The sequence below is a fragment of the Paraburkholderia sp. AV2 genome, from assembly GCF_054968425.1.
The window spans coordinates 173,215-198,457 of sequence record NZ_JBANLK010000003.1 but is presented as its reverse complement, the minus strand read 5'-3'; the positions used below and the strand labels follow the sequence as shown (position 1 = coordinate 198,457).

21 protein-coding genes and 1 pseudogene are annotated in these 25,243 nt (G+C 66.1%); 11 read left to right on the top strand and 11 right to left on the bottom strand.

Features of this window, described 5'->3' with window-relative positions; genetic code table 11:
• Positions 1-11: 11 nt before the first annotated feature.
• The 3 genes from V8683_RS03850 to V8683_RS03840 are packed head-to-tail and all read left to right on the top strand — an operon-like array spanning position 12 to position 2,654.
• Positions 12-224: a DUF1656 domain-containing protein gene (locus tag V8683_RS03850; protein WP_411190661.1), complete on the top strand. Its 213-nt coding sequence runs from the start codon at positions 12-14 to the stop codon at positions 222-224.
• 1 nt (position 225) lies between these two features.
• Positions 226-1,218, top strand: a complete 993-nt coding sequence (locus V8683_RS03845; protein ID WP_411190660.1) for an efflux RND transporter periplasmic adaptor subunit — start codon at positions 226-228, stop codon at positions 1,216-1,218.
• A complete protein-coding gene (locus V8683_RS03840; RefSeq protein ID WP_411190659.1) occupies positions 1,215-2,654 on the top strand; it encodes an efflux transporter outer membrane subunit in 1,440 nt (479 codons plus the stop codon). Before V8683_RS03845 ends, V8683_RS03840 begins: the two co-directional genes overlap by 4 nt.
• A gap of 27 nt (positions 2,655-2,681) precedes the next feature.
• On the opposite strand, the gene V8683_RS03835 is transcribed toward V8683_RS03840, so the two are convergent.
• Positions 2,682-2,873 carry a hypothetical protein gene (locus V8683_RS03835; protein WP_462880607.1) on the bottom strand — a complete coding sequence of 64 codons (192 nt, stop codon included), beginning with the start codon at positions 2,871-2,873 and terminating at the stop codon, positions 2,682-2,684.
• 119 nt (positions 2,874-2,992) lie between these two features.
• Positions 2,993-3,529, bottom strand: a complete 537-nt coding sequence (locus V8683_RS03830) for a hypothetical protein (protein ID WP_411190657.1) — start codon at positions 3,527-3,529, stop codon at positions 2,993-2,995.
• Between the two features lie 520 nt (positions 3,530-4,049).
• Between V8683_RS03830 and V8683_RS03825 the strand changes: the two genes are divergently transcribed.
• From V8683_RS03825 to V8683_RS03815, 3 genes are all read left to right on the top strand, one after another.
• Entirely contained in the window at positions 4,050-4,370 is a 321-nt protein-coding gene (locus V8683_RS03825) for a hypothetical protein (RefSeq protein WP_411190656.1), read from the top strand.
• Between the two features lie 290 nt (positions 4,371-4,660).
• A complete protein-coding gene (locus V8683_RS03820; protein WP_411190655.1) occupies positions 4,661-4,912 on the top strand; it encodes a hypothetical protein in 252 nt (83 codons plus the stop codon).
• A gap of 35 nt (positions 4,913-4,947) precedes the next feature.
• A complete protein-coding gene (locus tag V8683_RS03815) occupies positions 4,948-5,643 on the top strand; it encodes a DUF2968 domain-containing protein (RefSeq protein WP_411190654.1) in 696 nt (231 codons plus the stop codon).
• A gap of 103 nt (positions 5,644-5,746) precedes the next feature.
• Here the strand turns inward: V8683_RS03815 and V8683_RS03810 are convergent, their stop codons facing one another.
• The 6 genes from V8683_RS03810 to V8683_RS03785 form a co-directional block, all read right to left on the bottom strand.
• Positions 5,747-6,286, bottom strand: coding sequence for a fimbrial protein (locus V8683_RS03810; RefSeq protein ID WP_411190653.1), 540 nt, complete (start codon positions 6,284-6,286; stop codon positions 5,747-5,749).
• Between the two features lie 415 nt (positions 6,287-6,701).
• Positions 6,702-7,181, bottom strand: a complete 480-nt coding sequence (locus V8683_RS03805) for a hypothetical protein (protein WP_411190652.1) — start codon at positions 7,179-7,181, stop codon at positions 6,702-6,704.
• Positions 7,182-7,335: 154 nt separating this feature from the next.
• A complete protein-coding gene (gene pbpC / locus V8683_RS03800) occupies positions 7,336-9,594 on the bottom strand; it encodes a penicillin-binding protein 1C (RefSeq protein WP_411190651.1) in 2,259 nt (752 codons plus the stop codon).
• Between the two features lie 11 nt (positions 9,595-9,605).
• Complete coding sequence (locus tag V8683_RS03795) at positions 9,606-15,689, bottom strand: alpha-2-macroglobulin family protein (RefSeq protein WP_411190650.1); 6,084 nt, start codon at positions 15,687-15,689, stop codon at positions 9,606-9,608.
• A 150-nt stretch (positions 15,690-15,839) separates the two neighbouring features.
• A complete protein-coding gene (locus V8683_RS03790) occupies positions 15,840-17,657 on the bottom strand; it encodes a sensor histidine kinase (RefSeq protein ID WP_411190649.1) in 1,818 nt (605 codons plus the stop codon).
• Positions 17,658-17,686: 29 nt separating this feature from the next.
• Positions 17,687-18,391, bottom strand: a complete 705-nt coding sequence (locus V8683_RS03785; protein WP_411190648.1) for a response regulator transcription factor — start codon at positions 18,389-18,391, stop codon at positions 17,687-17,689.
• Positions 18,392-18,702: 311 nt separating this feature from the next.
• On the opposite strand from V8683_RS03785, the gene V8683_RS03780 reads away from it, so the two are divergent.
• A complete protein-coding gene (locus tag V8683_RS03780) occupies positions 18,703-19,023 on the top strand; it encodes a hypothetical protein (RefSeq protein ID WP_411190647.1) in 321 nt (106 codons plus the stop codon).
• Between the two features lie 21 nt (positions 19,024-19,044).
• On the opposite strand, the gene V8683_RS03775 is transcribed toward V8683_RS03780, so the two are convergent.
• Positions 19,045-19,836 (bottom strand): SDR family NAD(P)-dependent oxidoreductase, encoded by a 792-nt coding sequence (locus tag V8683_RS03775; protein ID WP_411190646.1) that lies wholly within the window; start codon positions 19,834-19,836, stop codon positions 19,045-19,047.
• Positions 19,837-19,952: 116 nt separating this feature from the next.
• Here V8683_RS03775 and V8683_RS03770 point away from each other — a divergent pair, with 116 nt between their 5' ends.
• Complete coding sequence (locus tag V8683_RS03770) at positions 19,953-20,513, top strand: TetR/AcrR family transcriptional regulator (protein ID WP_411190645.1); 561 nt, start codon at positions 19,953-19,955, stop codon at positions 20,511-20,513.
• A gap of 121 nt (positions 20,514-20,634) precedes the next feature.
• On the opposite strand, the gene V8683_RS03765 is transcribed toward V8683_RS03770, so the two are convergent.
• Complete coding sequence (locus tag V8683_RS03765) at positions 20,635-20,967, bottom strand: DUF4148 domain-containing protein (RefSeq protein ID WP_411190644.1); 333 nt, start codon at positions 20,965-20,967, stop codon at positions 20,635-20,637.
• 260 nt (positions 20,968-21,227) lie between these two features.
• Here V8683_RS03765 and V8683_RS03760 point away from each other — a divergent pair.
• Positions 21,228-22,040, top strand: a pseudogene (locus tag V8683_RS03760) (selenium-binding protein SBP56-related protein); the annotation flags it as partial.
• Positions 22,041-22,266: 226 nt separating this feature from the next.
• Here the strand turns inward: V8683_RS03760 and V8683_RS03755 are convergent.
• Complete coding sequence (locus V8683_RS03755) at positions 22,267-23,136, bottom strand: oxidoreductase (RefSeq protein ID WP_411190643.1); 870 nt, start codon at positions 23,134-23,136, stop codon at positions 22,267-22,269.
• 271 nt (positions 23,137-23,407) lie between these two features.
• Here V8683_RS03755 and V8683_RS03750 point away from each other — a divergent pair, with 271 nt between their 5' ends.
• Both V8683_RS03750 and V8683_RS03745 read left to right on the top strand, forming a co-directional pair.
• Positions 23,408-24,256: an NADPH-dependent oxidoreductase gene (locus V8683_RS03750; protein WP_411190642.1), complete on the top strand. Its 849-nt coding sequence runs from the start codon at positions 23,408-23,410 to the stop codon at positions 24,254-24,256.
• Positions 24,257-24,290: 34 nt separating this feature from the next.
• On the top strand, positions 24,291-25,202 hold the full coding sequence (locus V8683_RS03745) for a ketopantoate reductase family protein (protein ID WP_411190641.1): 912 nt from the start codon (positions 24,291-24,293) through the stop codon (positions 25,200-25,202).
• The last annotated feature ends 41 nt before the right edge of the window (positions 25,203-25,243 follow it).

Here is a 25,243-nt window from a genome sequence, read left to right as displayed (position 1 = left end):
GAGTCCGACTCATGATCGGCGAAGTCGACATCTTCGGCGTGTTCGTGCCCGCCGTTCTCGTGCTCATGCTGATCGCGTACCTCATCAACGTCGTGATCGGCAAGGTGCTCATGCGCATCGGCTTCTACCGGCTCGTCTGGCACCGCTCCATTTTCGACCTCGGCATCTACGTGTTCGTGCTGGCCGCCGTCGTCATCGTCTCGCATCGCTACATGCCCTACTAACGTGAAAAAAACCTGGTTCTCCGCAGGACAGATCCTGCTGACGCTCATCGTCGTCGTGGTCGCCGCGCTCGTGCTGTGGCGCATCGTCAACTACTACATGTTCGCGCCGTGGACGCGCGACGGCCATGTGCGCGCCGACGTGATCCAGGTCGCGCCCGACGTGGGCGGCCTCATCACCTCCGTACAGGTGGTGGACAACCAGCAGGTCAAGCAAGGCCAGGTGCTGTTCGTGATCGACCAGGCGCGCTACACGCTTGCGCTGCGACTCGCGCAGGCCACGCTCGAACAGCGGCAGGCAACGCTTGCGCAGGCCAAGCGCGAATATGCGCGCAACCTCACGCTCGGCAACCTCGTGGCGAGCGAGACGCTCGAAGAGAGCCGCACGCGTGTCGAGCAAGGCGAAGCGACGGTTGCCGACGCCCAGGTCCAGGTCGACACCGCGCGCCTGAACCTGCAGCGCACGACGATCGTGAGCCCCGTGGACGGCTATCTGAACGACCGCGCGCCGCGCGTGGGCGAGTATGTTTCGGCGGGCCACGCCGTGCTCTCGGTCGTGGACATGCATTCGTTCCGCGTGGACGGCTACTTCGAGGAAACCAAGCTTTCCGGCATCCATATCGGCGAACCCGTCGACATTCTCGTGATGGGCGAGTCGCATCCGCTGCGCGGCCACGTGCAAAGCATCGTCGCCGCCATCGAGGACCGCGACCGGCAGCCGAGCGCGAACCTGCTGCCGAACGTGAACCCCGCGTTCAGTTGGGTGCGGCTCGCGCAGCGCATTCCCGTGCGCGTCGCGCTCGATGAGGTGCCCGAAGACTTCCGCATGATTGCGGGGCGCACGGCGACGGTTTCGGTGCATGAGCCGGAAACCGGCAAGAAGAAGGCTACGGGCGCGAGTGCCGCAAGCGGTTCGAGCGGCGCCGTGGAAGCCCAGGCTGCGCCGGGCGCGTCAGGTGCGTCTGGCGCGGCCAGCTCAGCCGGAGCGTCGCAATGAAGCGCCGGAGTCTGTGGCGCATCGTTGCACTCACGCCGATGGCGCTCGCGCTCGGGGCATGCATGAACGTGGGCCCGAACTACAAGCTGCCGCAAGAGGCAGTTGTCAACGCACCGCTCGCGCAGGGGCCGATTGCGGGCGCGGAGAACGCGCCGGTCACACAGGGTGACGTGCCCGCGCAGTGGTGGCGGCTCTACGACGACCCCGTGCTCGACGATCTCGTGGAGGAAGCGCTGAAGTCGAATACGAGCCTGCGCGTGGCGGCAGCGAACCTCGCACGCTCACGCGCGGCCGTCGAGGTGGCCAACGAACAGGGCGGCTTCTCGGGCGGCGCGAGCGCCGCATTCCAGCGCGCGCAGGTGTCGGGAGAGCAATATCTGCTGTTCAGCAAAGTGCCTGTCGCCACCCTGGGCGACCTCGGCGTGAATGTCTCTTATGAGTTCGATCTGTTCGGCAAGCTGCGGCGCGGCGTGGAAGCCGCGCGCGCCGACGACGACGCGGTTCTCGCCGCCGCGGACCTCGCGCGCATCACGGTCGTCGCGGACGTCGTGCAGGCCTACGTCGAATCGTGCTCGGCCGCCGAGGAACTCGCCGTCGCCAGGGAGTCCTTGAAGCTGCAGCAGGAGCGCGTGGCGCTCACGAAGCGGCTGCGCGATGCGGGCCGCGGCAACCAGCCAGACGTGACGCGCGGCCAAACCCAGGCCGAAACGGTTGCGGCCGACATTCCGCGCTTCGAAGGCCAGCGCCGCATCGCGCAATACCAGCTCGCCATGCTGCTGGCCCGCGCACCGGCGGACCTGCCGCCCGCCGCGCTCTCGTGCACGCAGTTGCCGAAGCTCAGGCAGCCGATCCCGGTAGGCGACGGCGCCGCCCTGCTCAAGCGCCGCCCCGACGTGCGCGAGGCCGAGCGGCAACTCGCGGCCGCCACGGCGCGCATTGGCGTGGCGACGGCGGAGCTCTATCCTTCGATCAGCTTCGGCGCGGGGGTGGGTACGATTGGCGTGACGGGCGACCTGTTCGGGCCGGCCACCAACAACTGGTCATTCGGACCGCTAATCAGTTGGTCCTTCCCCGTCAACGGCCAACGCGCGCGCGTGCAGGAGGCCCAGGCAGCGACGGGCGGCGCGCTCGCCCACTTCGACGGCGTGGTGCTCAACGCGCTGCGCGAAACGCAGACGAGCCTCGCAACCTATGCCGCCGACGACCAGCGCACCGAAGCACTGGTCGCCGCCTACGCTTCCGCGCAGGAGTCGGCCGACGAAACGCATAGACTGTACGCGGCCGGGCGCGAGTCGTTCCTCTCCGACCTCGACGCCACGCGCACGGTCACGAGCGTGCATGCTCAGGTGGCCGCGGCCCAGGGACAGGTGGCGCTCGATCAGGTGAAGCTCTTTCTCGCGCTGGGTGGAGGATGGCAGGAGTCCCAGCCGAAGTGAGGCCGCACGGCAAGTGCGGTGCGCGCTTCAAGAGGAGTCGGACATCCCGGTGGAATCCGCGTCACGCGCGCCATTGCAGCCGGTGGCCCGATCCCGCAGCTCGTCACGCGGCATGCCCGGGAGACGATTCTTCGCGCTCAGTTCAACCAACGCAAACAGCACGACGACCGTCAACCCTACGACCACGTCTTCGACGACTTTCAGCGTTCCCATGATCAATCAAGTCTCGCCGTCGGTGAAATCAGGCAAACGGGGGCCTGAAGATACCTCACTGCCGATCGAGCCGCCACGGACCGCTTCAACGCAGCCGGGCAAAAGCACAATCGCATCCTGCGAGATCAGCGATGAGGCGACGTGCCCGCCATCCAGCACAATGCCTTGAATACGGAATCGGTGTGGTCCGAGCAATAGCCGGCGAGGCCATGCCATGCCGTCCCGTCGTAAGCGAATGCCGCAAACAGTCCGACAGCGATCAACACGACGGCGATAGCAATCAACAACGCACCGGGACGAAACCGGGATGATTCTCGCGGCCGTTGGGACGGCATGATTGCGGGTTCCGCGCCGAATTGGGGCATGCCCACTGCCGGAACCCCGGCTTTCAGGCCGCGCAGTTCCTCGATCAGTGCCGCGAGACGATGGACCTTGATCTCGGCAGCCTGTCTGTCGACCTGTGCCTGAGCGATCTCAGCGTCAAGACGTTCGATCTTCTTCTGAAGACCTTCCACTTCCTCAACGGTGTGTCGGTGGATGACCTCGAAGTCTTCCACACGAGTAGGCGAGCCGGATTGGCGTGCGGCAGATCCCCACGACGGGGTGGACTGGACGTAGTAGCGGGTGTCGCTGGCGGGCGTGAGCGTTCGTGAATTGATCACGTTCTGGATCGCTTTCTAAACAAGGAAATATGGCGAGACCGGAGCGTACAGGAGTTTGATTCGCCGCAGTAATAGCCATTGTTAAATGTTGAGATCGCTCAACGATGATGCTTCTTTTTTAGATTCGTTCTACGAACTATATTTCTGATCCTGCTTGCACACGCGCGTTCAGTCTGAACGGATTCATGCATGCCCGTAGTTTGGAACTTGTCCGACAGTACGCTCGGGATAACGTTGCTATGCTCATCCCCTTACTGAAAGAGATAGCAGCAGAGATACGTTGTGAGCCCATTTTCCCTGATTGATAGTTCCCGACTCAAACTCGGTACACATTCGACAGTCAAGCCCCTTGGTCAAGGCAAGAATAAAACGTCCGGCACGAGCCGGCATGGTCTTTTTTCCGATCTGAAGCGTCATCACCCGGGCCTGTTAGTCCTGCTGGGTGCCACTGTCGCTGGAATCTCCATCGTATTCCTGACGCTTTCGGCATTTTCCTTTCTGTTCGACTAAGAAGATCGCCGTGAACCCTATCGAGCTGTTCGGCCGGGGCGCTCAGGAAATTCTGGTCAGCATGGCGATTACGGCCATCATCGTCGTGTGCTTCAGATGTCTTGGCATTCCGGCAACGGTCGATCCGGACATCGTGGTGGTAACGGCCCCGGCGGTCGCTGCCGCTGCAGCGCTCCTGTTCGGCGAACTGGTCGTTTCCACGGCCATGCAGGCAATTCGCCGCGATCGCTGGTTTCGCCGGAAAGTCCGGCACGCTACGCTGGCAGGACGAGCAGTCGGCCTGCTTGGCGGCATCTGGCTTGGCGTGGCGTTGATAGCGGGTCCGCGGTAAGACCGCTCTCCTTCCCCATGCGAACCGCGCGCCGATCGCCGCCTACGCCAGCGCTCGCACCGCCCCGCAACTCGCCAGCCAGCCGTCGATCTCATTCGATGGTCTCGCCTCACCGAAACCCCGAACTGCTGGAAACCCCGTAAAAGGCGAACCTATCCGATAGGCAGCCGGCCCCCGATCACACAATAATTCTAGTTAGTAGCGCAATCACGGTGCCCAACCGGCGCCGCGCTCACATTCCCCACTATCCCGATTGATCTGCTGTACGGAAAGACCCGAAGGAAAACAGCGTGTATCTGACGCGTGAACAACGTACTGCCTTGATAGAAGTCGCTCTTCAGCTACAAGAGGGCGATCGCAGAATAGAAGCCATTGACGCGCTCATTGCGCGTTTTCGCATTGAGAACCCCCTGGCTTTTCACTCCCGGGATTCCCTGATCGAACGAATATTCGTCTTCGAACCCGCGACGAATATCCCGCTGCGCGACTTCGTTCATTCCGCAGACGCGAAAAAACCGGCGAAGCCATCGCCGTCTCGTTGACTCTACCGTCCCGCTTTTCAGCGGGAGACGCACCCATGGACAATTTAGTCAAGCTACACAGGATCCCGACCGAAGCCGACACTGCGGATCAGACGCAGAATGCTGACCCGGAGGGCTCGCACCTACAGTCCATGATCGGGATCGAGAATCGCATAGGGCGACTGCATGCCGTGCCCGTTATGCGGGTGCACCCCGATCACGCCAACATCGCGGCTGCAAATATTGAAGAAGTCGAGAAACTCGAGACGGCGGCAGCCCTGCTCACGTTTCGTCAATACTGCTCTTTTGATTACGCGGCCACGCTCTATTTCCACGGCGACGAACGAAACTTCTATACCACGCTGCATGTGGACAACCGGCTCTGGCGTGCGAGCAAAACCGCCATCCGCGGCGCTGCGGAGGCGGAGTTCCAGTATCTGGTAAGTCAGGTGACACGTCTTGCCGAAGAGGAAGCGCAGCGCGCCGAATTGGTTGCCGAAAATGCACAGATCGCGCGTTCGCTTTCGGATGCCGAAGCGCAACTCGAGCGCGTGCATAGCGACGTGCGGCGTAACGCCGAACTGAAGCAGGAAATCGCACACAAACGCCAGGAAGCGCACACGGAAATCGGCCGGCTCAAGGCGCAGCGTGTGGGGGCACAGGCTCAGCTTGGGCGTGCCCAGCGATTGCTCCAGCAAGTTGGTCAAACCCACGCCAAAGCGATACGCCGCTTTCCGGGCCGCAGTGATTGACTCCAGTGGGCTTGCTGCGGCAAGCCCACAACGTGGACTGGTGCGACTGCACCAGTCCTGGGCAACGGACAAGGACTGCTCTCCCTGCCCGCCTGCGTCACGATTACTGGTAGACCAGCGAGTAGGTTACGCTCGTCGACACGCCACCCGCAGTGGCGCCGCCCAACGGCGAAGCGTACTGCGCTGCGTACGACAGGTTGGCGTTGCCACCTGAGGAAAGCGGAACGGCGTACGAATTCTGTGAACCGTCCGGCTGGCTAGTGTTGATGACATGCATACCACTGTTGTAATCCACCAGTTGGACTTCCACTTTGGCGGCCGTGCCGTTGTTCAGCAAATTGCCGTCGGACAGCGTGTTCGCGCCCTGCCAGAATGTACGCACGTTGCCGGTTGCCGGCGTGCAGTCGGTCAGCGCGATGGTGAAGTGGGTGGAACCGGCCGTCGAACCGGCCGCCGATAATGCAGAAGCCGACAGCGCCGGCAACTGGACCGAAAAGTTGTTGGTACCCTGCCCGTTGCCGTTGATATTGCACGTAGCACCGGTCACCTGGCCGGTAAAATTCAGCGAAGTACTGTCTGCGTGCGCGGTGCCGGCAACCAGACCCACCGTAGCGACGAGAGCCGCAATAGCGACCTTTTTCATTTCAAGGATTCCAGAATTGACTTTGAACTGACAGAGCCGAAAGAGAAGGCCCACCGGAGGCGGAACGGTGATCTGCGCACCGATATGTAGCCGGCACCACGCCCCCGATCCATTGCCCCAACTCCTGGCCAACTGAGAAGGATGGCACGTGTAATAGTCGGCCAACGCAGCCCGGTCTGACTACTGGATTAGTCCGAAATACGATCTCATCTGATCCCTCGTAAGCGATCAGATCGTCGGGAAACGACGCCAGGAATTGCCAGGAATCGTCACTTGAGGCGCGAACAAGCAGGCAAAATGGTCGCCCGAAAATCCGAAGCACCCGCGATAAGCCGGGCCAGCCCGGCTTCGCGATCAATGGTGCATGGGCGATGGCGCAATCCCGGGGCGGATGCGCCCCGGGTCGCCGGTCTGATCAGTTGTAACTGACTACGACGACAAGCGGTGTGCCGCCCGGCGTGGCGGACGCGGACTTCAGTTCCATCACTGCGCCGTGTTGGTCCAGCTTGTAGTGCCCATCCGCATCCGGGGTGAGTTGCTTGCCCACGCGGTTCACAAGACTGACTGCAACCGCCCGGGAAACTAGCGGATTTTCCTGCCGCGCCGGATTGGCCGCCATGAGCGCGACATCGGCGGCCGGAGCGCTACCGGGCGACGCAATGAAGGACACGGTCTCACCCGACGCACCGTCACCGTCATACGCGATGCTTCCCGTTCCGACAGCGGCACGCTCGGACGCTACCGCAATGTCGTACGCCGGAGCCACAATCGCGCCGGTAAACGTAATGCGCCCGCCGCTTTGCGCGCAGGCCGGTACGGCAAACATCCCTGCCAACGCGACCAGTCCGGCCGCGCCGGCCAGCCAGCGCATGGTTTTTTGCTTATCAGTTTTCATGACGACCTCCGGATGAACGTCTACGCCTGCCCCCTATGGGCCCTACTACCCTGTGAGGTATTGCGGCATCGTTCTGGAAATCTTTAGGCAGTTATAGACACTGCCCCTTACGAAAACTATTCAGCTCACCTTGCAAATTAATTAATCACCGGAACTAGCGGGCAGCCACACCGGCCGGCGTTCGAACCTGCGGCATCGCGCCTGCCTTCGCCATCGCCCCGCGCACTTCGAAGCGCACCGAATCCGTCGTCTGCCCGCGCGCATCCACCAGTTCGAGCACGTGCCGGCCCGGCCACGGCAGCCACGCCACACGTGCTGCCGTGCCCAGCGGCTTGCCGTCGAGCCGCCACGTCACCTGCGCCGTCGATCCCGCCGCGCGCTCGAACCAGACGCGCTGGCGTGCGGCCGGGATGTCGGGGTCGAGCGCGAAGATCGTGCCGTCCACCGGGTTGCCGATCTGCGCTGGCCCGCCGCCTGCAACATTTGCAATATCCGAAGCATTCGCGGCGAGCCCGACGTAGGGCGTAGCCGTGCCCGCGAGAAACCACTCGCTGCGTGCCGGTTCGAGCGCGTTAGCAAACGTGACGCGCACGCGTTCGACGCCGGGCGGTGCGGCCGGCGCCACGCTCGGCACGCCGCGATGCAGATAGCCGACGATCGCCGCCCACACCGGCGACGCACCGCTCACGCCGGAAACGTCCCACATCGGCGAGCCGTCCGCATTGCCCACCCAAACGCCCACCGTGTAGCGCGAGGTGTAACCCACTGTCCAGTTGTCGCGCATGTCCTTGCTCGTGCCCGTCTTCACCGCCGAAAACATGCGTGTGGCGAGCGGACTGTCGAAGCCGAACGTGCGCGTGCGGGCGTTGTTGTCCGCGAGGACATCGGTGATGATGAACGCTGCTTCGGGGCTAAATACGCGGCTGGGCACACGTGCGCCGCGAGCGGGTACGGCGGACGGCGCCTGGCCGCCGGGCAGTTCGACGATCGGGCCTGCCACTCCGCCGTTCGCAAGCGCCCGATACGCGTTCGTCAGGCTGACGAGTGTAACGTCCGCGCTGCCCAGCGCGAGGCTGTAGCCGTAGTAGTCGCCGCTTTCGTTCAGCGGCAGCCCAAGCGCCTTGAGCGTCTTCGCGAAACGGTGCGGCGTGACCATCACGAGCGTGCGCACGGCAGGCACGTTCAGCGACGACCCGAGCGCCGTGCGCACGCTCACCCAACCCTTGAAGCCCTTGTCGTAGTTCTGCGGCATATAGAGGCCGCCGCCTGCCGCGAGGTCGAGCGGCGCGTCGTCGAGTAGCGATGCCGTAGTCACGCGTCGCTCGTCGATGGCTTCGGCGTAAAGAAAGGGCTTCAGCGTCGAACCCGCCTGGCGCAGCGCCAGCGCCGCGTCCACTTCGCGCGCCGCCGAAAGCGCGCCCGACGAGCCCACCCAGGCCAGCACTTCGCCCGTCGCGTTGTCGAGCACCACGGCCGCGCCGTCCTTCACGTTACGCGAGTGGTCGGGCCGGTTCAGCTCGATCAGCGTGCGCGTAAGCGTGTCGCGCGCGAAGCGCTGCAGGTTTGCGTCCAGCGTCGAACGTACGCGCTGGCCCGCCGCCGGATGCATGGCGCTCGCGACCTGCCGCGCGAAGTGCGGCGCGAGCGCGTCGGCGCCGTCGAATGCGGCATAGTCATCCGCCACCGCCGGACGCGCAAACGCCATCTGCACGAAGCCGTCGAGATTGGCGCAACCGCTCGCGTCGTGCAGATCGCGCAGGATGCGGCACGCACGGGTGGCGACCTTCGCGGACGGCGCGTTCGGCGCGCGGATCAGCGCGGCGGTCACGGCGGCCTCGCGGTCGTCGAGGCCGGAGGGCGCCTTGCCGAACAGCGTCTGCGAAATGGCCGCGAGGCCCACGGTCTCGCCGCGAAACGGCACGAGGTTCAGATACGCTTCGAGTATCTGGTCCTTGCGCCAGCTTTGTTCGAGGCGCAGCGCGTCCACGGCCTGTACGGCCTTCTCGCCGAACGAGCGCTGCCCCGAGCGCTTCGGGCTGTCGTCGAGCAGGCCCGCGAGCTGCATCGTGACCGTGGAGGCGCCGCGCGTGCGCGTATTCCAGAGATTCGCCCAGGCCGCGGCGGCCGCGCCTCGCCAGTCGACGCCGCTGTGTTCGTAGAACCGTTTGTCCTCCGAAACGACGATCGCGTCGCGCAGCGCAGGCGAAACGTCGGCGAGCGCCACCCAGTCGCCGCGCCGCGCCGTGCGCTCGACGCGCGTATGCTGCAGCGGCGTGCCGTCACGGGCGAGCAACACCCAGTCGGAGCTGCGCCACTGCGCGCGGACGTCGTCGTACGAAGGCAGCGCGAGCGCCGGGACCGGCAGCAGTGCGATGCTCAGCACCGCCGCGGATACAAAGCATCGGGCACCCATCGCCGCTCCGCTCATTGGGCTTGCGGCGCAGGCTTCACGACGACCGGCGCATTCGGCAGGACGCCGAACGTCGCGGGCGCGTACAGCGCCTCGACTCGCGTGGGCGGCAGCCCGAACGTGCCCACGTTGTTGAGTCGCACCGTGTACTCGATCGACACCTTCCCCTTCGGCAGATAATCGTAGTACGCGCGATAGCCGTCGAAATCGCGCTCCACGAATGCGGGCCACGGACCGTCCTGCTCCTGCTTTTCGCCCTGCGTGGCCGCCTCCGAATCGCGCCCGAGGCCCGAGCCGAGGATCGTCGCGCCGGCCGGAACCGGATCGTTGACGACGACCCAGGTCATGTCGGTCTGCGCCTCGATGTCGAGATGCACGCGCAGCACGTCGCCGCGCGTGTAGACGCCCTTCACCGCGGGTTCGAGCGGCGTGACGGTCTTCGCGATGCGGTAGCCCGCTGCGAACGGCGCGCGCAGGGGCACGGCGGCGAGGCTTTCGATCGTCGCCCACGGTTTGCCGCTGCCTTCCTGGGTCAGCGCGAGTGTGGGCGTGTTCGTCGCGTCCGAACGCGCCGCCGGCCAGTCGAGCAAAGTGCCGCGCACCGCCGCCGAGCGCGTGGCAGCCGTGGCTCCCGAGGCCGCGCCGGCAGGCGCGGCACTCCACGAGACATCGCGCCCGGTGCCGCCCAGCTGGATCTTCGTCGTGCCGGTAACCGGTACGCTTTCAAAGACGCGCGAGAAACGCTCCACGGCGAGCGAGCCGTAAACGTTGGCGGTCGTCGTCTCCCAAGCGCCATTGCGCTGCATTGCCAGCAGTCCGGCCACGAGACGCGGCATCTCGTCCTTCCACGCGGGGTTGTCGACCATCGCCAGAGCAAGACGCGCCGCGTTCACCTGGGTGCCCGTCATGAGCCACCAGAGATCGTCCTCGTCCGCCGTCGAGAACGTGAGCTGCGTGCCCTGATACGTGAGCCGCGCGCGCAGGATCTGGTCGAGCTGCGCGAGCTTCGTCTCGCGATCGGGCACGTCGCGCATGCGCGTGAGGCTCCCGTAGTAATCGATCACGGCCGAGGTGGGCCACTGGTTCGGCGCGATTTCGATGGAGCCGAGGAGTTGCGCATTCGCCGCGCCGTAGCGCGATAGCGCCTCGATGGCCGCGAGCTTGCGCAAGTCCAGATCGCGGCGCGGCGCCCACGTATTGCGCTCGATGCGGCCTTCCACGAAGCGCGTGAGGCCGTCCTCCATCTTCGCGCGCAGCGCGTCGGGAAGGGCGAAGCGCGGGTCGAGCTTCGCCGCCTCGTCCGTCACGGCAAGCAGGTAGGCAGTCAGCGTGGGGCTGCCGTGGTTCGCGCTGTCGTCGGTGGGCGGGAAGTAGTTCGCGAGGCCGTCTCCGTCCAGATAGACAGGCAGGTGCGCGAGCACCGCCTGCCAGCGGGCCGGATCGCGTAGGCCCAGCGCCACCGAGATCTGCTGCTCGAGACAACTGTACGGATAGCGGTCGAGCCAGCGCGTCACGCCCGGCAGGCCATCCGCGAGCTTCGCTTGCAGCGATACCGCGATGCCGCCGCGAACGCGCCCCTGCTGCGTGACGCTCGCGTTCGCGGGCGGCGCCACCGGCAGGGAGAGCGTGCCGTCCACCTGCGCGAGCGTGGCCTGCTGCACCGTTACCGGCAGCGCCGCCGTGACGCGCTGCGTGAGCTTCACGGCGTCGGCGGCATGCGCCCCGCCCTGTTCCGCCGCGCTCACGTTCCAGACCAGCGCGGGCAATTCGGCGTCGGCCAATCCGTCGGGCACCGTTGCCGTCCACGCGACCTCGCGAGACGAATCGGGCGCGAGATCCACGGTCTGCGGCGCGAGCGCGAGCGGCGGCACGTTCGGTGTGACCACGACCTTCATCGCGCGCGCCGTCGTGTTGCGAAGCGTGAACTGCGCGCGGAACGCATCGCCTTCGCGCACGAGCGGCGGCAAACCCGAAATCAGTTGGAGGTCCTGAGTGCTCTCGATCGTCGCGCTGCCCGTACCGAAGCGCTCCGTCCCGCTCGCCGCGACCGCGACGATGCGAAAGCGCGTAATCGAGTCGTTGAGCGGCACATCCACGCGCGCTTCACCCTTCGCGTCGAGCGTCACGCGCGGGTTCCAGTAGAGCAGCGTGTCGAAAAGTTCGCGCGTCGCGGCGTGCCCGCCCCCACCGCCCGCGGGCACCGCCTTGCGGCCGAAGTGGCGCCGGCCCACGATCTCCATCTGCGCCGTCGAGGTGTCCACGCCGTATGGGCGCCGCTGGAACATGGCATCGAGCAGATCCCAGCTCTCGTTCGGCATGAGTTCGAGCAGCGCCTCGTCGACGGCCGCCACCGCGATCTGCGTGCCGGCCGGTACCGGCTGGCCGTTCGGCAGTTGCACGCGCAGCGCGACATGCGAAACGCCGCGCACGGTGTAGCGCTTCGCGTCGGGTGTCACGCTCACGTCGAGCCGGTGCGCCGCCGTGCCCACGCGGATCTGCGCGAGCCCATAACGATAGGCGGGCTTCGAGAGATCGACGAGCGGCGTGGGCGCCTCGTACTGGCGGCCTTCGTACCAGAACGCGCGTGCCCATTCGAGCGGCGCCTTCCAGCCCCATGTGAAGAACGAATACCAGGGCACCTCGTGGATACGCCCGCGCAAGGCAAGCACCGAAACGTAGACGTTCGGCCCCCACTGGTCGCCCACCTTGAGCTCGATGGTGGGGTCGCGGCCGTCGAGCTGCACGACATGCGTTTCGATGATGCCCTCGCGCTCCACGGCGACGAGCGCCGTCGCAAAGCGGAACGGCATGCGCACCTGAAAGCGCGCGGTTTCGCCGGGCTCGTAGCTCGTTTTCTCGGGCAGCACGTCGATGCGGTCGGTGTTATCGCCGCCGAACCACAGTTCGTCCTCGCGCGTGACCCAGACGGAAGTCGTGGCCGTGGAAGCGTGGCCATCGCCATCCGTAGCGGTCGCGATCAGGTCGATGTTGCCCGCCTCATCAAGCTTTGCCTTGCACGTCAATAGCCCGTGGTCGTCGCTTTTCCCGCTGCACAGCGCGCCCAGATCGTGCGTCTGCGTATGGTTGTCGTAGGCGTAGAAGCCGCCCACCATGCGCTTGCGCGACGTGGTCGTGATGCGCGCCACGCCGCGCACTTCGAGCTTCACGCCCGCGCGCGGCTTGCCCTGCAGGTCTAGCGCAAGCGCGGTGACCGGTACCGTGTCGCCCACCGACACCCAGCTCCCCGCCTTGATGCCCGCCACCACGGCGGCGGGCCACAGCGTGGCGCTGCCGCCTATCGTCTGCACTTCGCCGTTGGGATCGGCGAAGGTCGCTTCGAGCGCGAGGCGTTTGGGCGTATCGACAGTGGGCAGGTTCTTCAGCACCAGTGCGCCCGCGCCGTTGCGGTCGAGCGTGAGCGGCTCCTTGTCGGCTACGAGCCGGGCCGTTTCGGTGTCTTCCTGAGGAGTGCTTTCTTCGTCGTCGGTCGCCTCGTCGCCTGCCGAAGCGGGTGTCCACGGCGCGAAGCTGAAGTCGCTGAAATCGTCCGTGAAAGCGGGCGTCAGATCCTTCACGAGCGCCGAGACCTGCACCGGCAGATTCGAGGCAGCACCGCCCGAAACGTAGTCGATTTGCAGCGAGACCGGCGCTTCCCTGGCGGCGACGAGCGGCGAGGTCTTTTCGTTGCGCGCGGCTATCGTCCCCTTGAACACGGGAAGACGGAATGCCTCCACGCGGAAGCTGCCGCTGTCGTAATTCATGTGGACGGCGCCGCCATTGTCTCCATCGCTGTTATCAGCGCTCTCGTCGCCACTGCCGCTGTCCTGCGCGGAGGCGTCGCCGTCGTCGAGCGAGACGTCGTACTCGCCCAGCTTCGCTTCGGCGGGAAGCTTGAACGTCGATACCGCGGTATGGTCCGCGGACCAGGTGAGCGGCAGATGATACGTTTGCCCACTGCCCGTATGGCGGATCGTCACGCGGGTGGGATACTGCGCCGGGAAGGCGAGGCCATGCATCGTCTCCGCGCGGATGAAGTGCTTCATCGAGACGGTCTCGCCCGCGCGAAAGAGCGGCCGGTCGAACACCGTATGCGCGCGCACGGTGGGCTCGGGACTCGTATCCGTCGGCACGTTAAAGCGCCATGACTCGATCCCGCGATTCCAGTCGGACTGCACGAACGCCATGTCGGGCCCGGTCTTCGGATCGTCGATGCGCGCCGAGACGAAGAAGCCGCTATAGCTGTCCTCGCCGCAGGTGCTGCGGTTCGTGAGCGCACCCTCGATGTTCAGGAGTCCGTGCGCATCGGTCCGGCCTTGCGCGATCTGCTCGCCGTTGCAGTCGGATACGCGCACGTCCGCGCCCGGCACCGGCTCGCCCTTGTCGAGCGTCGTCACCCAGACCACGCTGTTCTCGCGGCCTTGCTTGAAATGCACGCCCAGATTCGTGATGAGGACCGCCGTGCGCACGTACATCGGCGCGGCCTTGCCGAGCAGCGACGCGCCGAGCGAAGGCGAAGCGAGCTCGATCACGTAGAAACCCGGTTTTTGCACCGGAATGCCGATCACCTCGAACGGCCGCAACGACTTCGGATCGGCCTTGGGCAGCGTGAGGGTCTGCACGCCCGGTTGACCCGCCAGCAGCGAAAGCGAGCGTACGTCGACGGTGCGCTCTTGCTGGCCGCCACTGTCCGTGTTTTGGTCCGCGCTTTGGTCCGAATCTCCGTCTGCCGAAGGCGGCACCACGACCGGCGACCTTGCGCGCGCCAGCAGACCGGGCATCTGCTTTTCGATTGCCGACTCGGTCATGCCATAGGCGTCGAAGGTCTCGACGAGGCGCATCCAGCGGCGCATGTCCGTGTCCGAGCCCACCGCCAGCTCTGAAAACCGCGCCTCGCCCGCGTTGAGCCCCGCGACGTGCAGATCGGCCTCGACGTTGCGCACCGTGACGGGCACGAGCGGCGGCATGCCGGGTTCCGCGTAGCGTTCGATGATGCCGAAGGTGGACGACGAAAATTTCGCGAGCGGCGGCATGGGCGCGGTGGCCGCCTGCAGCGGAAACAGGTCGGCGTTCGAGAGCGGGCGGCCGCTTTCGTCCTTGAGCGCGTCCGGCACGAGCACCGTGAGCTGCGCGCGCTCCGGCAGCGGCGCCGCGAATTCGACGGTCGTGACGTCGTTGCCGGCCTCGTCCTTCGCGAAGGTCGGCGCGATCTCGCCGTTCGGGCCGCGCAACCGGAAGCGTTCGGCATCGGCATGCGTAATGGCCGCGCTCAGATCGATGCGCACCGGGCGCAGCGGCGTGCAAGGCGCCTTGGCATTCTCGCGCTCGCAACTGAACTTCGCCGTAAAGGGCTCGCGCACCGTGTAGTCGTAGCGGCGCTCCGTGTCGTTCGGCGTGCCATGCGGGCCCGCCACGCCCTTGCCGTAGACGAGCTGCATCTTCGCGCTCGACGGCAGCGTCTGCTGGCATACGAGCGTGAGTACGCGCGCGCTGTCCTTTTCCAGGTGGAAATGCTTGAGGAGCGCCACGCGGGCCGGCACATCCACGTTGCGAACCGGGATGCGGTTGCCGAGCCCCTCGGACTCGCACCACACGTGTCCGCGCACCGAGGCGTCGGTGGCTGGCCCGTTGAGCGTCAGGACGAATGCCTGGTTCTCCTCGATCGTCCCGCCCCAGGGTTGCACGTCCACCGGGAACGGACCGCCGGTCGAGAATGCGTAGCGGCGCGCGCCCGTCACCGCATTGCCGGCCGTCGACTTGAGCGCATCGTCGAGCACGACGCTGCACTGCACGTCGGGCGGCAGATCGTGCCTGAAGTCCCACGCCCAGGTCTTTTCGTCGACCCAGCGGCCCTGCCCCTCGCCCGCCGCCGCGTCGCTGCATTGCACGTGCGCCGGGTCCTTCGCGTTCGCGGCGCCGAAGGCGACCATCGCCTCGTCGAATTTGATCACGACCTGGCGCGCCTGCGCGACCGTGCCGACCGGCGATACGCTCAGCGTGCGCGCGGCATCGGCACGCCAGGCGAAGAGCGCCGTTGCGCCCAGCATTGCGGCAAGCGCCGCCGTCCACCACCCGATTTTCTTTGCGTTATGGGTTTGCATCGACCGATCCCGTTGTTCTCGTCCATGGCGTCTGGCTCGCCAGTCCGGCGAGCGCAGCATCGTACCGCGTGACACGACACGACGCGTCGTAACTGTCCGGCGTATGCATCTCGCCCGCGAGATCGCGGAATCGATATCGAGAAGGACGGCTCAGCCCGTGGTGTCCGCGGGCATATCGAGCGGCATGTCGAGCGCAATGCGCGTCGCGCCCGGCGCCGACTCCACCACGAGCACCCCGCCCAGCCGCGTCGCGCGAGCGCGCATGCTGCGCATGCCGGCACCGCCGTGCGCGGCGTCGCCAATGTCGAAGCCGATCCCGTTGTCGGTAACGGTCAGCTTCAGCGTATCGCCGACACGCCGCAGCTCCACGCTCGCCTGGGAGGCCTGACTATGCTTGAGCACATTGGTCAGGGCTTCCTGCACGATGCGCAGCAGGTCGAGTCCGCGTGCGCCCGGCATGCGGCAGCCCTCGATCCCTTCGAGCGTCCAGCGGCACGCCACGCGCTGGCGTTCGAAGAGCCGCATGAGCCGGTGCCGCAGCGATCCCAGTTGTCCTGCCAGCGCATATTCGCCGAGCTCCTGGCTCGATGCCGCGTCGATGATGATGCGCAGATCGTCGCGCAGTTCCTTGAGGATCGCGAGCGAGCGGCCCTCGGGCAGCACGCCGGGCGCATATTCGTGCTCCGCGATGGCGCTCACGAGCGTGCCGCCCAGACCGTCGTGCAAATCGTGCGCGAGCCGCACGCGCTCGGCGAGCCGCGCATTCGCCACTTCGAGCTGGTGCTGGCGCGCGAGCGTTTGTCCCAGTTCGGCGCGCGCCGCGGCGATGCCGAAATTCAGTTCGTCGTTGAAGCGCTCGACGCGACGCAAGGCGGTGACGAAGCGCCAGGCGAGCATCAGCGCCATCGACACCATCAGCAGTTGCGCGGTCAGTGCGGTGAAGTAGAAATTGTCGTCGAGAATGCCGACGAAGCTGAGCAAGTCGTGCATGCCCGCCGCGATAAAGACCGCGACACTCAGCGCGACGATACGCTGATCGGGCCGGCCGTGACGCCAGGCGAACCCCAGGAACGCGCCGGAGGTCAGGAAGAAATTACAGGCCTGGCCGATCGTAAGCACATCGCGCGTGGCAGAAACAAGACGCTCGGGCACTGCGACCATCGCAATCACACCGACCAGCACCACGGCCCACAACGCCAGTTCGAACCGGGGTAGCCGCCGCTCGCTGTAGCGCAGGATGAACATCGTGAACGCCGCGCTGTAGACGATCAGCGCCACCGAGTTCGCGCGCTCCCAGCCGTTCGTGCTCGCGAACGGCCAGGGGGTGGTCACCACCTGGTTGAGCGCAACCCACCACCAGGTAAACGACAGCAGGCCGAACCAGCCGTAGGCGGTCTCGTCGCGGCGCATGAGCCACAGGGAGAAGAAAAAGCACCCTAGCGTCGCCGTCACGGCAAGACTGAAGAACTGCAGGTCGTAGCGCACGTTCAGCGAACGGGCATGCACCGCCGCCAGCACCGCGGGGTCGCCCAGTTCGACGCCGCCCAGCCCCGGCTGATACGGCGCAAGGCCCGAAACGCGCACGAGCAGCGTGTTCTCGCCGGGATGCAGGAGCGGCGCAGGCAACAGCGCATAGCGCGGCATATTCCACGCGCGCGTAAGCGGCTCGACCAGCGAGGCATCACGCTCTAAGAGCGTGCCGTTCAGATAAACCGCGCCCGCCATGTTCAGATAGTCGATGCCGACGGCGAGCGGCCGCGCATTCGCCGGCTGCTGCCAGGTGAGGCGATACCAGACCACGCCGTCGAAACCCGGCCAGCGCGCGGTCCATTCGTCGGGCAGCGTCACGCTCGCCCAGCCCGTGGCGGGCGGCTGCTGCGCGCGCCAGTCGCTGCGCGCGGCCTCGATATGGGTAAAAAGCGGAGTAAAAGCAGGAAGGGAAGCAGAAGGACCAGCCGGTGCAGCCATCGCCGCATGCAGCCAGCATAGAAAACAGATCAGGGCAGCCAGCCTTGCGTGCGCGCTTCGAACACGGCCTGCGTGCGCGAATTGACAGCCAGCTTCTTGTAGATGTTCTTGATGTGGCATTCGACGGTCAGCCTGGACAAGGACAGCACCTCCGAAATTTCGCGATTGGTGAGCCCCTTTCCCACCAGCCCGAGAATCTCGATCTCGCGCGGACTCAGCGACGGCCCGGGCGGCGTGGCCGGCACCCCGCTGCCGGCCCCTTCCGCCGCTCTCCCGGCTCCCGCCAGATCGAGAATGCGTCTTGCCACGAATGGGTCGATCGGTGCGCCGCCGCGCAGCGCACTGCGGATCGACAAGGCAATCTCGATGTCGTCGCGCTCCTTCAGCAGATACCCCGTCGCCCCGGCCTGCAGCGCCGTGACGATGATCTGCTCGGTACTCCACGCCGAGATTACCAGAATCGGCAGCGCCGGATCATGTCGGGAAAGCTCGCGTATCAGGTCGATACCGCTGCCGTCGGGCAGGCCCACATCGGCCAGCACCATCGCAAACGGCTGCTCGGCAAGTAGCGCACGCGCGGCGGCAATGTCGCCGGCGAACTGCAGGGCTTCGGCCTGATAGCCAAGACCGGTGAGTATGGCAGCCAGGCGCCGCTGGGTCAGCAGTTCGTCTTCGACGATCAGGAGCGGTCCGGGCAGGACGGATTCGGGCAGGTCGGGCAGCGCTGGGTTCATGGCTCCGTGGCGAGACGCGGAAGCGAAGGGCGTGGTGGGAACCCGCGGGTGCGGGCGACGGCGTCAGCTTCGCACAATTGTGCGCGCTCAACGAGCCGCCGTGCTGCCTTTTCCCTTGCCCCTACCTGATTCCAGGTATTGCCGCTCCCCCGCGCTGCGGTTCAAATAGCCCATCGACCCGACCCTCTCATCAGAAAAACAGACCGTCGTGGCCTGATGGCCGTGCAGGCCACGCGAAGACCCAATTCCCTACGGGCGCCGGGGGCGGCAAACCGGTGCGGGCGATACGAACAGGGGCGCCCGCACCGGCGATGTCTGCCAGTGACGAGACCATGGACTATGCAAAGAAAAACCGGCGTGCGATAAGCGCCACCGCATGCGAGGACCAGTACCGCCTGGAGCTGGCGCGCGGCGCCTCGCATATCGCGAGCACGCTCTCGGCCCAGAGCCGGGCGGCGGCGATTGCCGAAGTCGTCGACGGCTTCGTGCTCCAGTACGGCGAGACCGATCTCGCCGTTTTTCTCGAAGTGCTCGCCGACCGGCTCATGCAGCGCGGCGCCAACGAGGCCGCCACGGCGGTGACCGCCGCCCAGCGCGCCCCGAAACGACGCCCCGCCGCCCCGCGCCCTTGACAGGCCAAGGCGGCCATTCGCTCAGCGCGCCGCGCTGCGATAGCGTTCGGCCGGCTGCGACTGCGCGAAATTCGCTCCCATCGCGAGACGTGCCGCATCGAAATCGGCCCATTGCCGTGCGTCCGGCAGCGGCGGAATCGTGATCGTCTCGCGGCGGTCGTAGCCCACGAGCGCGGCGTCCACGAGGTCGCCCACTTCCATCACGCCCGTGAGCGCATTGACGTCCTTGCCGGCGCGCGCCCAGATTTCGGTACGCGTTGCCGCGGGCAGCACGGCCTGCACGTACACGCCGCGTTCGCCGAGTTCGAGGTGCAGCCCCTGGGACAGGAACAGCACGAACGACTTCGTCGCGCCGTACACGCTCATGCGGTATTCCGGCAACAGCCCCAGCACCGAAGCGATGTTGACGATCGCCCCTTTACCCTCGCGCGCGAAGCGCGGCGCGACAGCGGCGGCAAGGCGAGCGAGTGCGGTCACGTTGAGGTCGATAAGCTTGCCCACGGCCTCCGGCCCCTGCTCGACGAAGGTACCCGGCAGGCTCGCACCGGCGTTATTGATAAGGATGCCGATGCGTTCGTCTTCAGCCAGACGCGCTTCCACGCGCATGAGGTCGGCGCGCCCAGTCAGATCGGCGCCGACGATTTCCACCTTCACCCCATCTCGCGCGCGCAATCGCGCCGCCAGTTCTTCCATACGCGCAAGGTCGCGCGCAACCAGCACGAGGTCGTGGCCGCGCTGCGCGAAGCGGTCGGCATAGACAGCGCCAATACCAGTGGACGCACCCGTAATCAGCACTGCAGGACGATCGGACATCGTGAATCTCCTTCGGGAATCGGATATTTATACATGACAATCATCATGTATAAATCTATGATGATGGCCATCATATATAATGTCAAGCATTCGTCGATGCGAACGGGGAGAGAACGATGAGGGTGAGCCGGGAGCAGGTGGCGCTGAATCGCGCGAAGATTCTGGAGGCCGCGAGCGTGCTGTTCCGGGCGCGCGGCTACGACGCGGTCACCGTGGCCGACGTGATGAATGCCGCCGGGCTCACGCACGGCGGCTTTTATGGCTATTTCAAGTCAAAAGACGAACTGATTGCGCAGACGCTGGCTCACGTCTTCGCTCAGGGCGAGGCCGGCAACGCCGATCTCGCACGCTTCGCGGCGGCGTATCTTTCGCCCGCGCACCGCGACGACGTGGCAGCCGGCTGCCCCACCGCGGCGCTCGGCGCCGAAACGGTGCGGCAGACGCCGGAGGCGCGCGCCGTCATGGCGGCGGGCCTGAAAAAGCAGATCGAGCGCTTCAGCGCGGGCCACACCGGCAAGGAAGCCGTGAAGGCGCGCAGGAATGTCATCGGTACCTGGTCGGCGATGCTGGGTGCCGTGATCCTTGCGCGCCTGATCGACGACCCGACGTTATCAGACGAAGTGCTCGAAGAAACGCGGGCCTGGATTGCCGATCATGGCGTCGGAAATTCGCGCTGATACCATGACACGCCGTACTGCGGGCCGCAGCATCGCGCCATCAAATACAAACGCCGCGCGAACCCTGAAGTTCGCGCGGCGCGATGAAGCCTGACCGGAGCCCGAGGCTCCGCTGGCCCCATTAGTGGCCGTTGTACACGCGCACCGGCGCCGAGTAGCTGCTGGCCGAGGTATCGGCCGCGCCGCCGCTTTGCGACGAGCTACCCGTGGCCGAGCCATAGCCGCTCGTCTGGTCGCCGTTCATTGCGTGCACACGCGCTTCGGCTGCCTGGATCTGGTCCGGATACGTGTGATCGTTGGCTTGCGGATGATAGCCAACCGCCTCGAGCTGCGCGAGCTCATTACGCACTTGAACGCGCGTCATCGGACCATTGTCCGATTGCGATTGAGCGAACGAAACGGCAGGAACTGCGAGAACGGCTGCGAGCGCAACAGCCTTGATAAGCGATTTCATGACACTACCTCCGAGAACTTGATTGTCGGTGCAGTTCTTTTCTGCATCCGTTGAGCACAGTCTAGTTAGGGATAGCCCGCAGATAAATGCCAGCAAAATGAAATCACTGTTTTCGCAGAACGGATAATCGGCTGCCTGGCATGCCATGATTTTTATCGCTTTCTCTCATAAGCTTCTGCCTGCAAGGAATAAGGGACACAAAGCAGACGCAGTCCGCGCAGCCGGTGCATCATAGGGGCTCACCGACGAGGGGGATTGCCATGGCCACCTGGAATCCCGATCCGACGTTTTATCCGTCCGCACGCATGGCGAGCGATGCACCGAAGGAAACCCTCGCGTATGTCGCGAGTTTCGACCCCGGCCGGCAGGTTCCGGATACGCTCGACGTCGTCGACCTCGATCCGGCATCCGCGCAATACGGCCGCATCGTCCACCGCGTGCTAATGCCCAACGCCGGCGACGAACTGCACCACTTCGGCTGGAACGCATGCAGTTCGTGCCTGTGTCCCAATGCACCGCATGCGCATTCGGAGCGCCGCTATCTTGTCGTACCGGGACTGCGTTCGTCGCGCATCCATATCGTCGATACGAAGCCCGATCCGCGCAAGCCGCATATCGTGCGCGTGCACGAACCCGAAACCGTTGCGCGGCGCGCCGGCTACACGCGCCCGCATACCGTGCATTGCGGCCCCGAGGGCATTTATGTCACGGCGCTCGCCAATGCCGAAGGCGAGGCGCCGGGCGGCATTTTCCTGATGGACCACGAAAGCTTCGACATACATCTGCACACGCGCCGGCACAAACAGACGCTCGATTTCGGCGCGGAAAATCAGCTCGTGTTCGAACTGCGGCCCGCGCACAATCCCACCCGGCCCTATGGCTTCGTGAATTCGGTGATCAGCCTGAAGGATCTTTCGGCTTCGATCTGGCAGTGGTATCTGGACGGCGACCTCGATGGCAACCAATGGGCCGCGCGCAAGATCATCGAGATCCCCGCCGGACCCGCGGACCCCGACCTGCTGCCGCCCATGCTCAAAGGCTTCGGCGCGGTGCCGCCGCTCATCACCGATATCGCGCCACGGCGCTGCATACGCTCGCCACACTCGCCACGACGGCCGCCATCGCGCTCGCGGCCTACGAGTACATCGGGCTCGGCCTGCTGCGGCGCGGCTGGATCAATTTCGACTGGCTCTGGCGCGGCGCGCTCGTCGCCACCGGCACGCTCGTGATAACGGCGGGTTGAACAGGCGGGTCGAACAAGCGGGTCGAACGAGGCAAACCTCAGGCGCCGCGCAGCGCTCACGCATTCGCGGGGAAATCGGCGCCGATACTCACTTCGCGCCAGGCTTCGATCTCGGCCAGCGCCGCACGCAAACGCTCCGATACCGCCCCCACGCCAAACGCACCCAGCACGAGATGGCGCGGCGTTTGCTCCACTTCGGTCACGCGTATCATCGCCTGCGCCGCGCGCACCGGATCGCCCGGCTGGTGGCCGCTGCCCTCGGCGGTGCGCTTCATGCGCGCACCGGCGGTCTGCTCGTAATCGGCGATATGGCTCGGCGTCTGCACGAGCGAGCGCCCCGCCCAATCGGTGCGGAACGGTCCCGGCTCCACGCAGGTCACCTTGATGCCGAGCGGGCCGACTTCGGCGAGCAGCGCGTCGGAAAAGCCCTCGACGGCATGCTTGGTGGCCGCGTAATAACCCGAGCCCGGAAAACCCACGAGCCCCGCCACCGACGTAATGCTGATCACATGGCCCTTGCGGCGCTCGCGCATGCCCGGCAGCACCGCGCGCGTCAGCGCGAAGAGGCCGAATACGTTGGTGTCGAACTGCGCGCGAATCTCGCGTTCGTCGCCCTCTTCGATCGAGCTCTGGTAGCCATAACCCGCGTTGTTGACGAGCACGTCGATGGCGCCGAACTGCGCGTGCGCGGCCTTCACGGCCGCATCGACCTGCGCGGGGTCGTTGACGTCGAGCCCCACCCGCAGCAGACGCTCGCCGGCTTCGGGCGCGAGGTCTTCGAGGACCGCCTTGTTGCGCGCCGTCGCGACGCAGCGCCACCCGCGCGCGAGGACGGCAAGCGCGAGTTCGCGGCCAAAGCCCGTCGAACAGCCAGTGATGAACCACACCGGAGACTGGGAATTCGTAGCAGGGGTATTCGCAGACATGAATCGCCTCGTGATAAAGGGGGGATGAGGGGCCAGGAAGCGGCCAGTCGGAAAGGAACGCGGCACAGCCGGTCAATCGATCATAGCGGCAGCGCAAGCCGCCTGCCCAAAACCGACCGGAGCCCCCAACGCCTCCGCCGGCCCGCGCCACGCCCGGCGCCGCTATTCGTCGCCCGGCGGCAAACCGGCAGCGCGTGTACCATACGGCGCCTGGCGAGCGCGGCATGGACCCTGCGCCGCCGCACAACCTGAGTGATCCGCCGGAGAAACGATGTCCACCGCGACCCCGCCCGACCGCCTTGCCGCGTCCCCCAATAGCACCCTTGAGGCGCGCTACGGCAAACCCTGGCCAGCACCGCTGCCCGCCTGGAACGCCACGCTCGACACGCTGCTCGCCCACCGCTCGGTGCGCGCCTACGCGGATCGCCCGCTGCCCGCGGGCACGCTCGAAACGCTGGTCGCCGCCGCGCAGTCGGCGTCCACCTCGTCGAACCTGCAAACGTGGAGCGTGGTGGCAGTCGTGGATCCCGCACGCAAGGATCGCCTCGCCACGCTCGCCGGCGACCAGTCGCAGATTCGCGAAGCGCCGCTCTTTCTCGTGTGGCTCGCCGATCTCGCGCGCCTCGAAGGCGCGGCAAAGCGCACCGGCGCGGCGGTGGGAGGTCTCGACTACCTGGAAACGATGCTCGTCGGCGTGATCGACGCGGCGCTCGCCGCGCAGAACGCCGTCGTTGCGCTCGAATCGCTCGGCCTCGCCTCCGTCTATATCGGTGCGATCCGCAATCATCCCGAGCAGGTCGCCGCCGAGCTTGGCCTGCCCCCGCGCGTACTGCCCGTGTTCGGCATGTGCGTGGGCTACGAAGACCCGGCGCGGCCCGCGCAGGTGAAGCCGCGCCTGCCACAGCCGGTCGTGCTGCATCGCGAACAGTACGATGTGGCCGGGCAGGAACCCGGCATCGCCGAGTACGATGCGCTGATGGGCGCTTTCCAGATCGCGCAGGGCCAACGCGCGGCCGGCTGGACGGCCCGCTCGCTCCCGCGCTGGCGCAGCCGCGAGTCGCTGCACGGCCGCGACCGCTTGCGCGAGGCGCTCAACGCACTCGGATTCGAATTGCGCTGAATGCGCCTTTGCCTTGGCTAATGGAGGAAACCGTATGAAAGTCGCCGTCATGGGCGCGGGCGCGGTGGGCTGCTACTACGGCGGCATGCTGGCGCGCGCGGGACACGAGGTCGTGCTGATCGGCCGGGCGCAGCACGTCGAGGCCGTGGGGCGCGACGGCCTGCGCCTCGAAACGCAGCAGTTCGACGAACGCATCGGCCGTCCGCATCTCGTCGCCAGCGCCGATCCGGCCGCCGTCGAGGGAGCGCAACTCGTGCTGTTCTGCGTGAAATCGACCGACACCGAAAGCGCGGGCGCCGCCATGGGCCCGCATCTCGCCGCCGACACGCTCGTGCTCACGCTGCAGAACGGCGTGGACAACGCCGAGCGCCTGCGGGGCACGATCGCGCAAGAAGTCGCGGCAGCGGTCGTGTACGTCGCCACCGAAATGGCGGGACCGGGCCACGTGCGCCATCACGGGCGCGGCGAACTCGTGATCGAGCCTTCTTCGCAGAGCGAAAGCGTGGCGCAGACGCTCGCCGCGGCAGGCGTGCCCACCGAAATCTCCGCGAACGTGCGCGGCGCGCTGTGGGCCAAGCTGATCCTGAACTGCGCGTACAACGCGCTTTCGGCGATCGCGCAACTACCTTATGGCCGTCTTGTGCAGGGCGTGGGCGTGCGCGACACGATGCGCGACGTCGTGGCCGAATGCGTGGCGGTCGCTCGCGCCGACAGCGTGAACCTGCCGCCCGACATCGAGCTGGCCGTGCGCCGCATTGCGGAAACCATGCCCGGCCAGTACTCGTCCACAGCGCAGGACATGGCGCGCGGCAAGCGCAGCGAAATCGACTATCTGAACGGCTTCGTCGTGAGGCGTGGCGAGGCCCTCGGCGTCGCCACGCCCGCGAACCGGCTGCTGCATACGCTCGTGCGGCTCATCGAGGACAAGGCGGGCGGCGCCGTCTGAAGCAGTCTGAGGCGCAGAGCCCCTGGCAACGACGCCCGGGG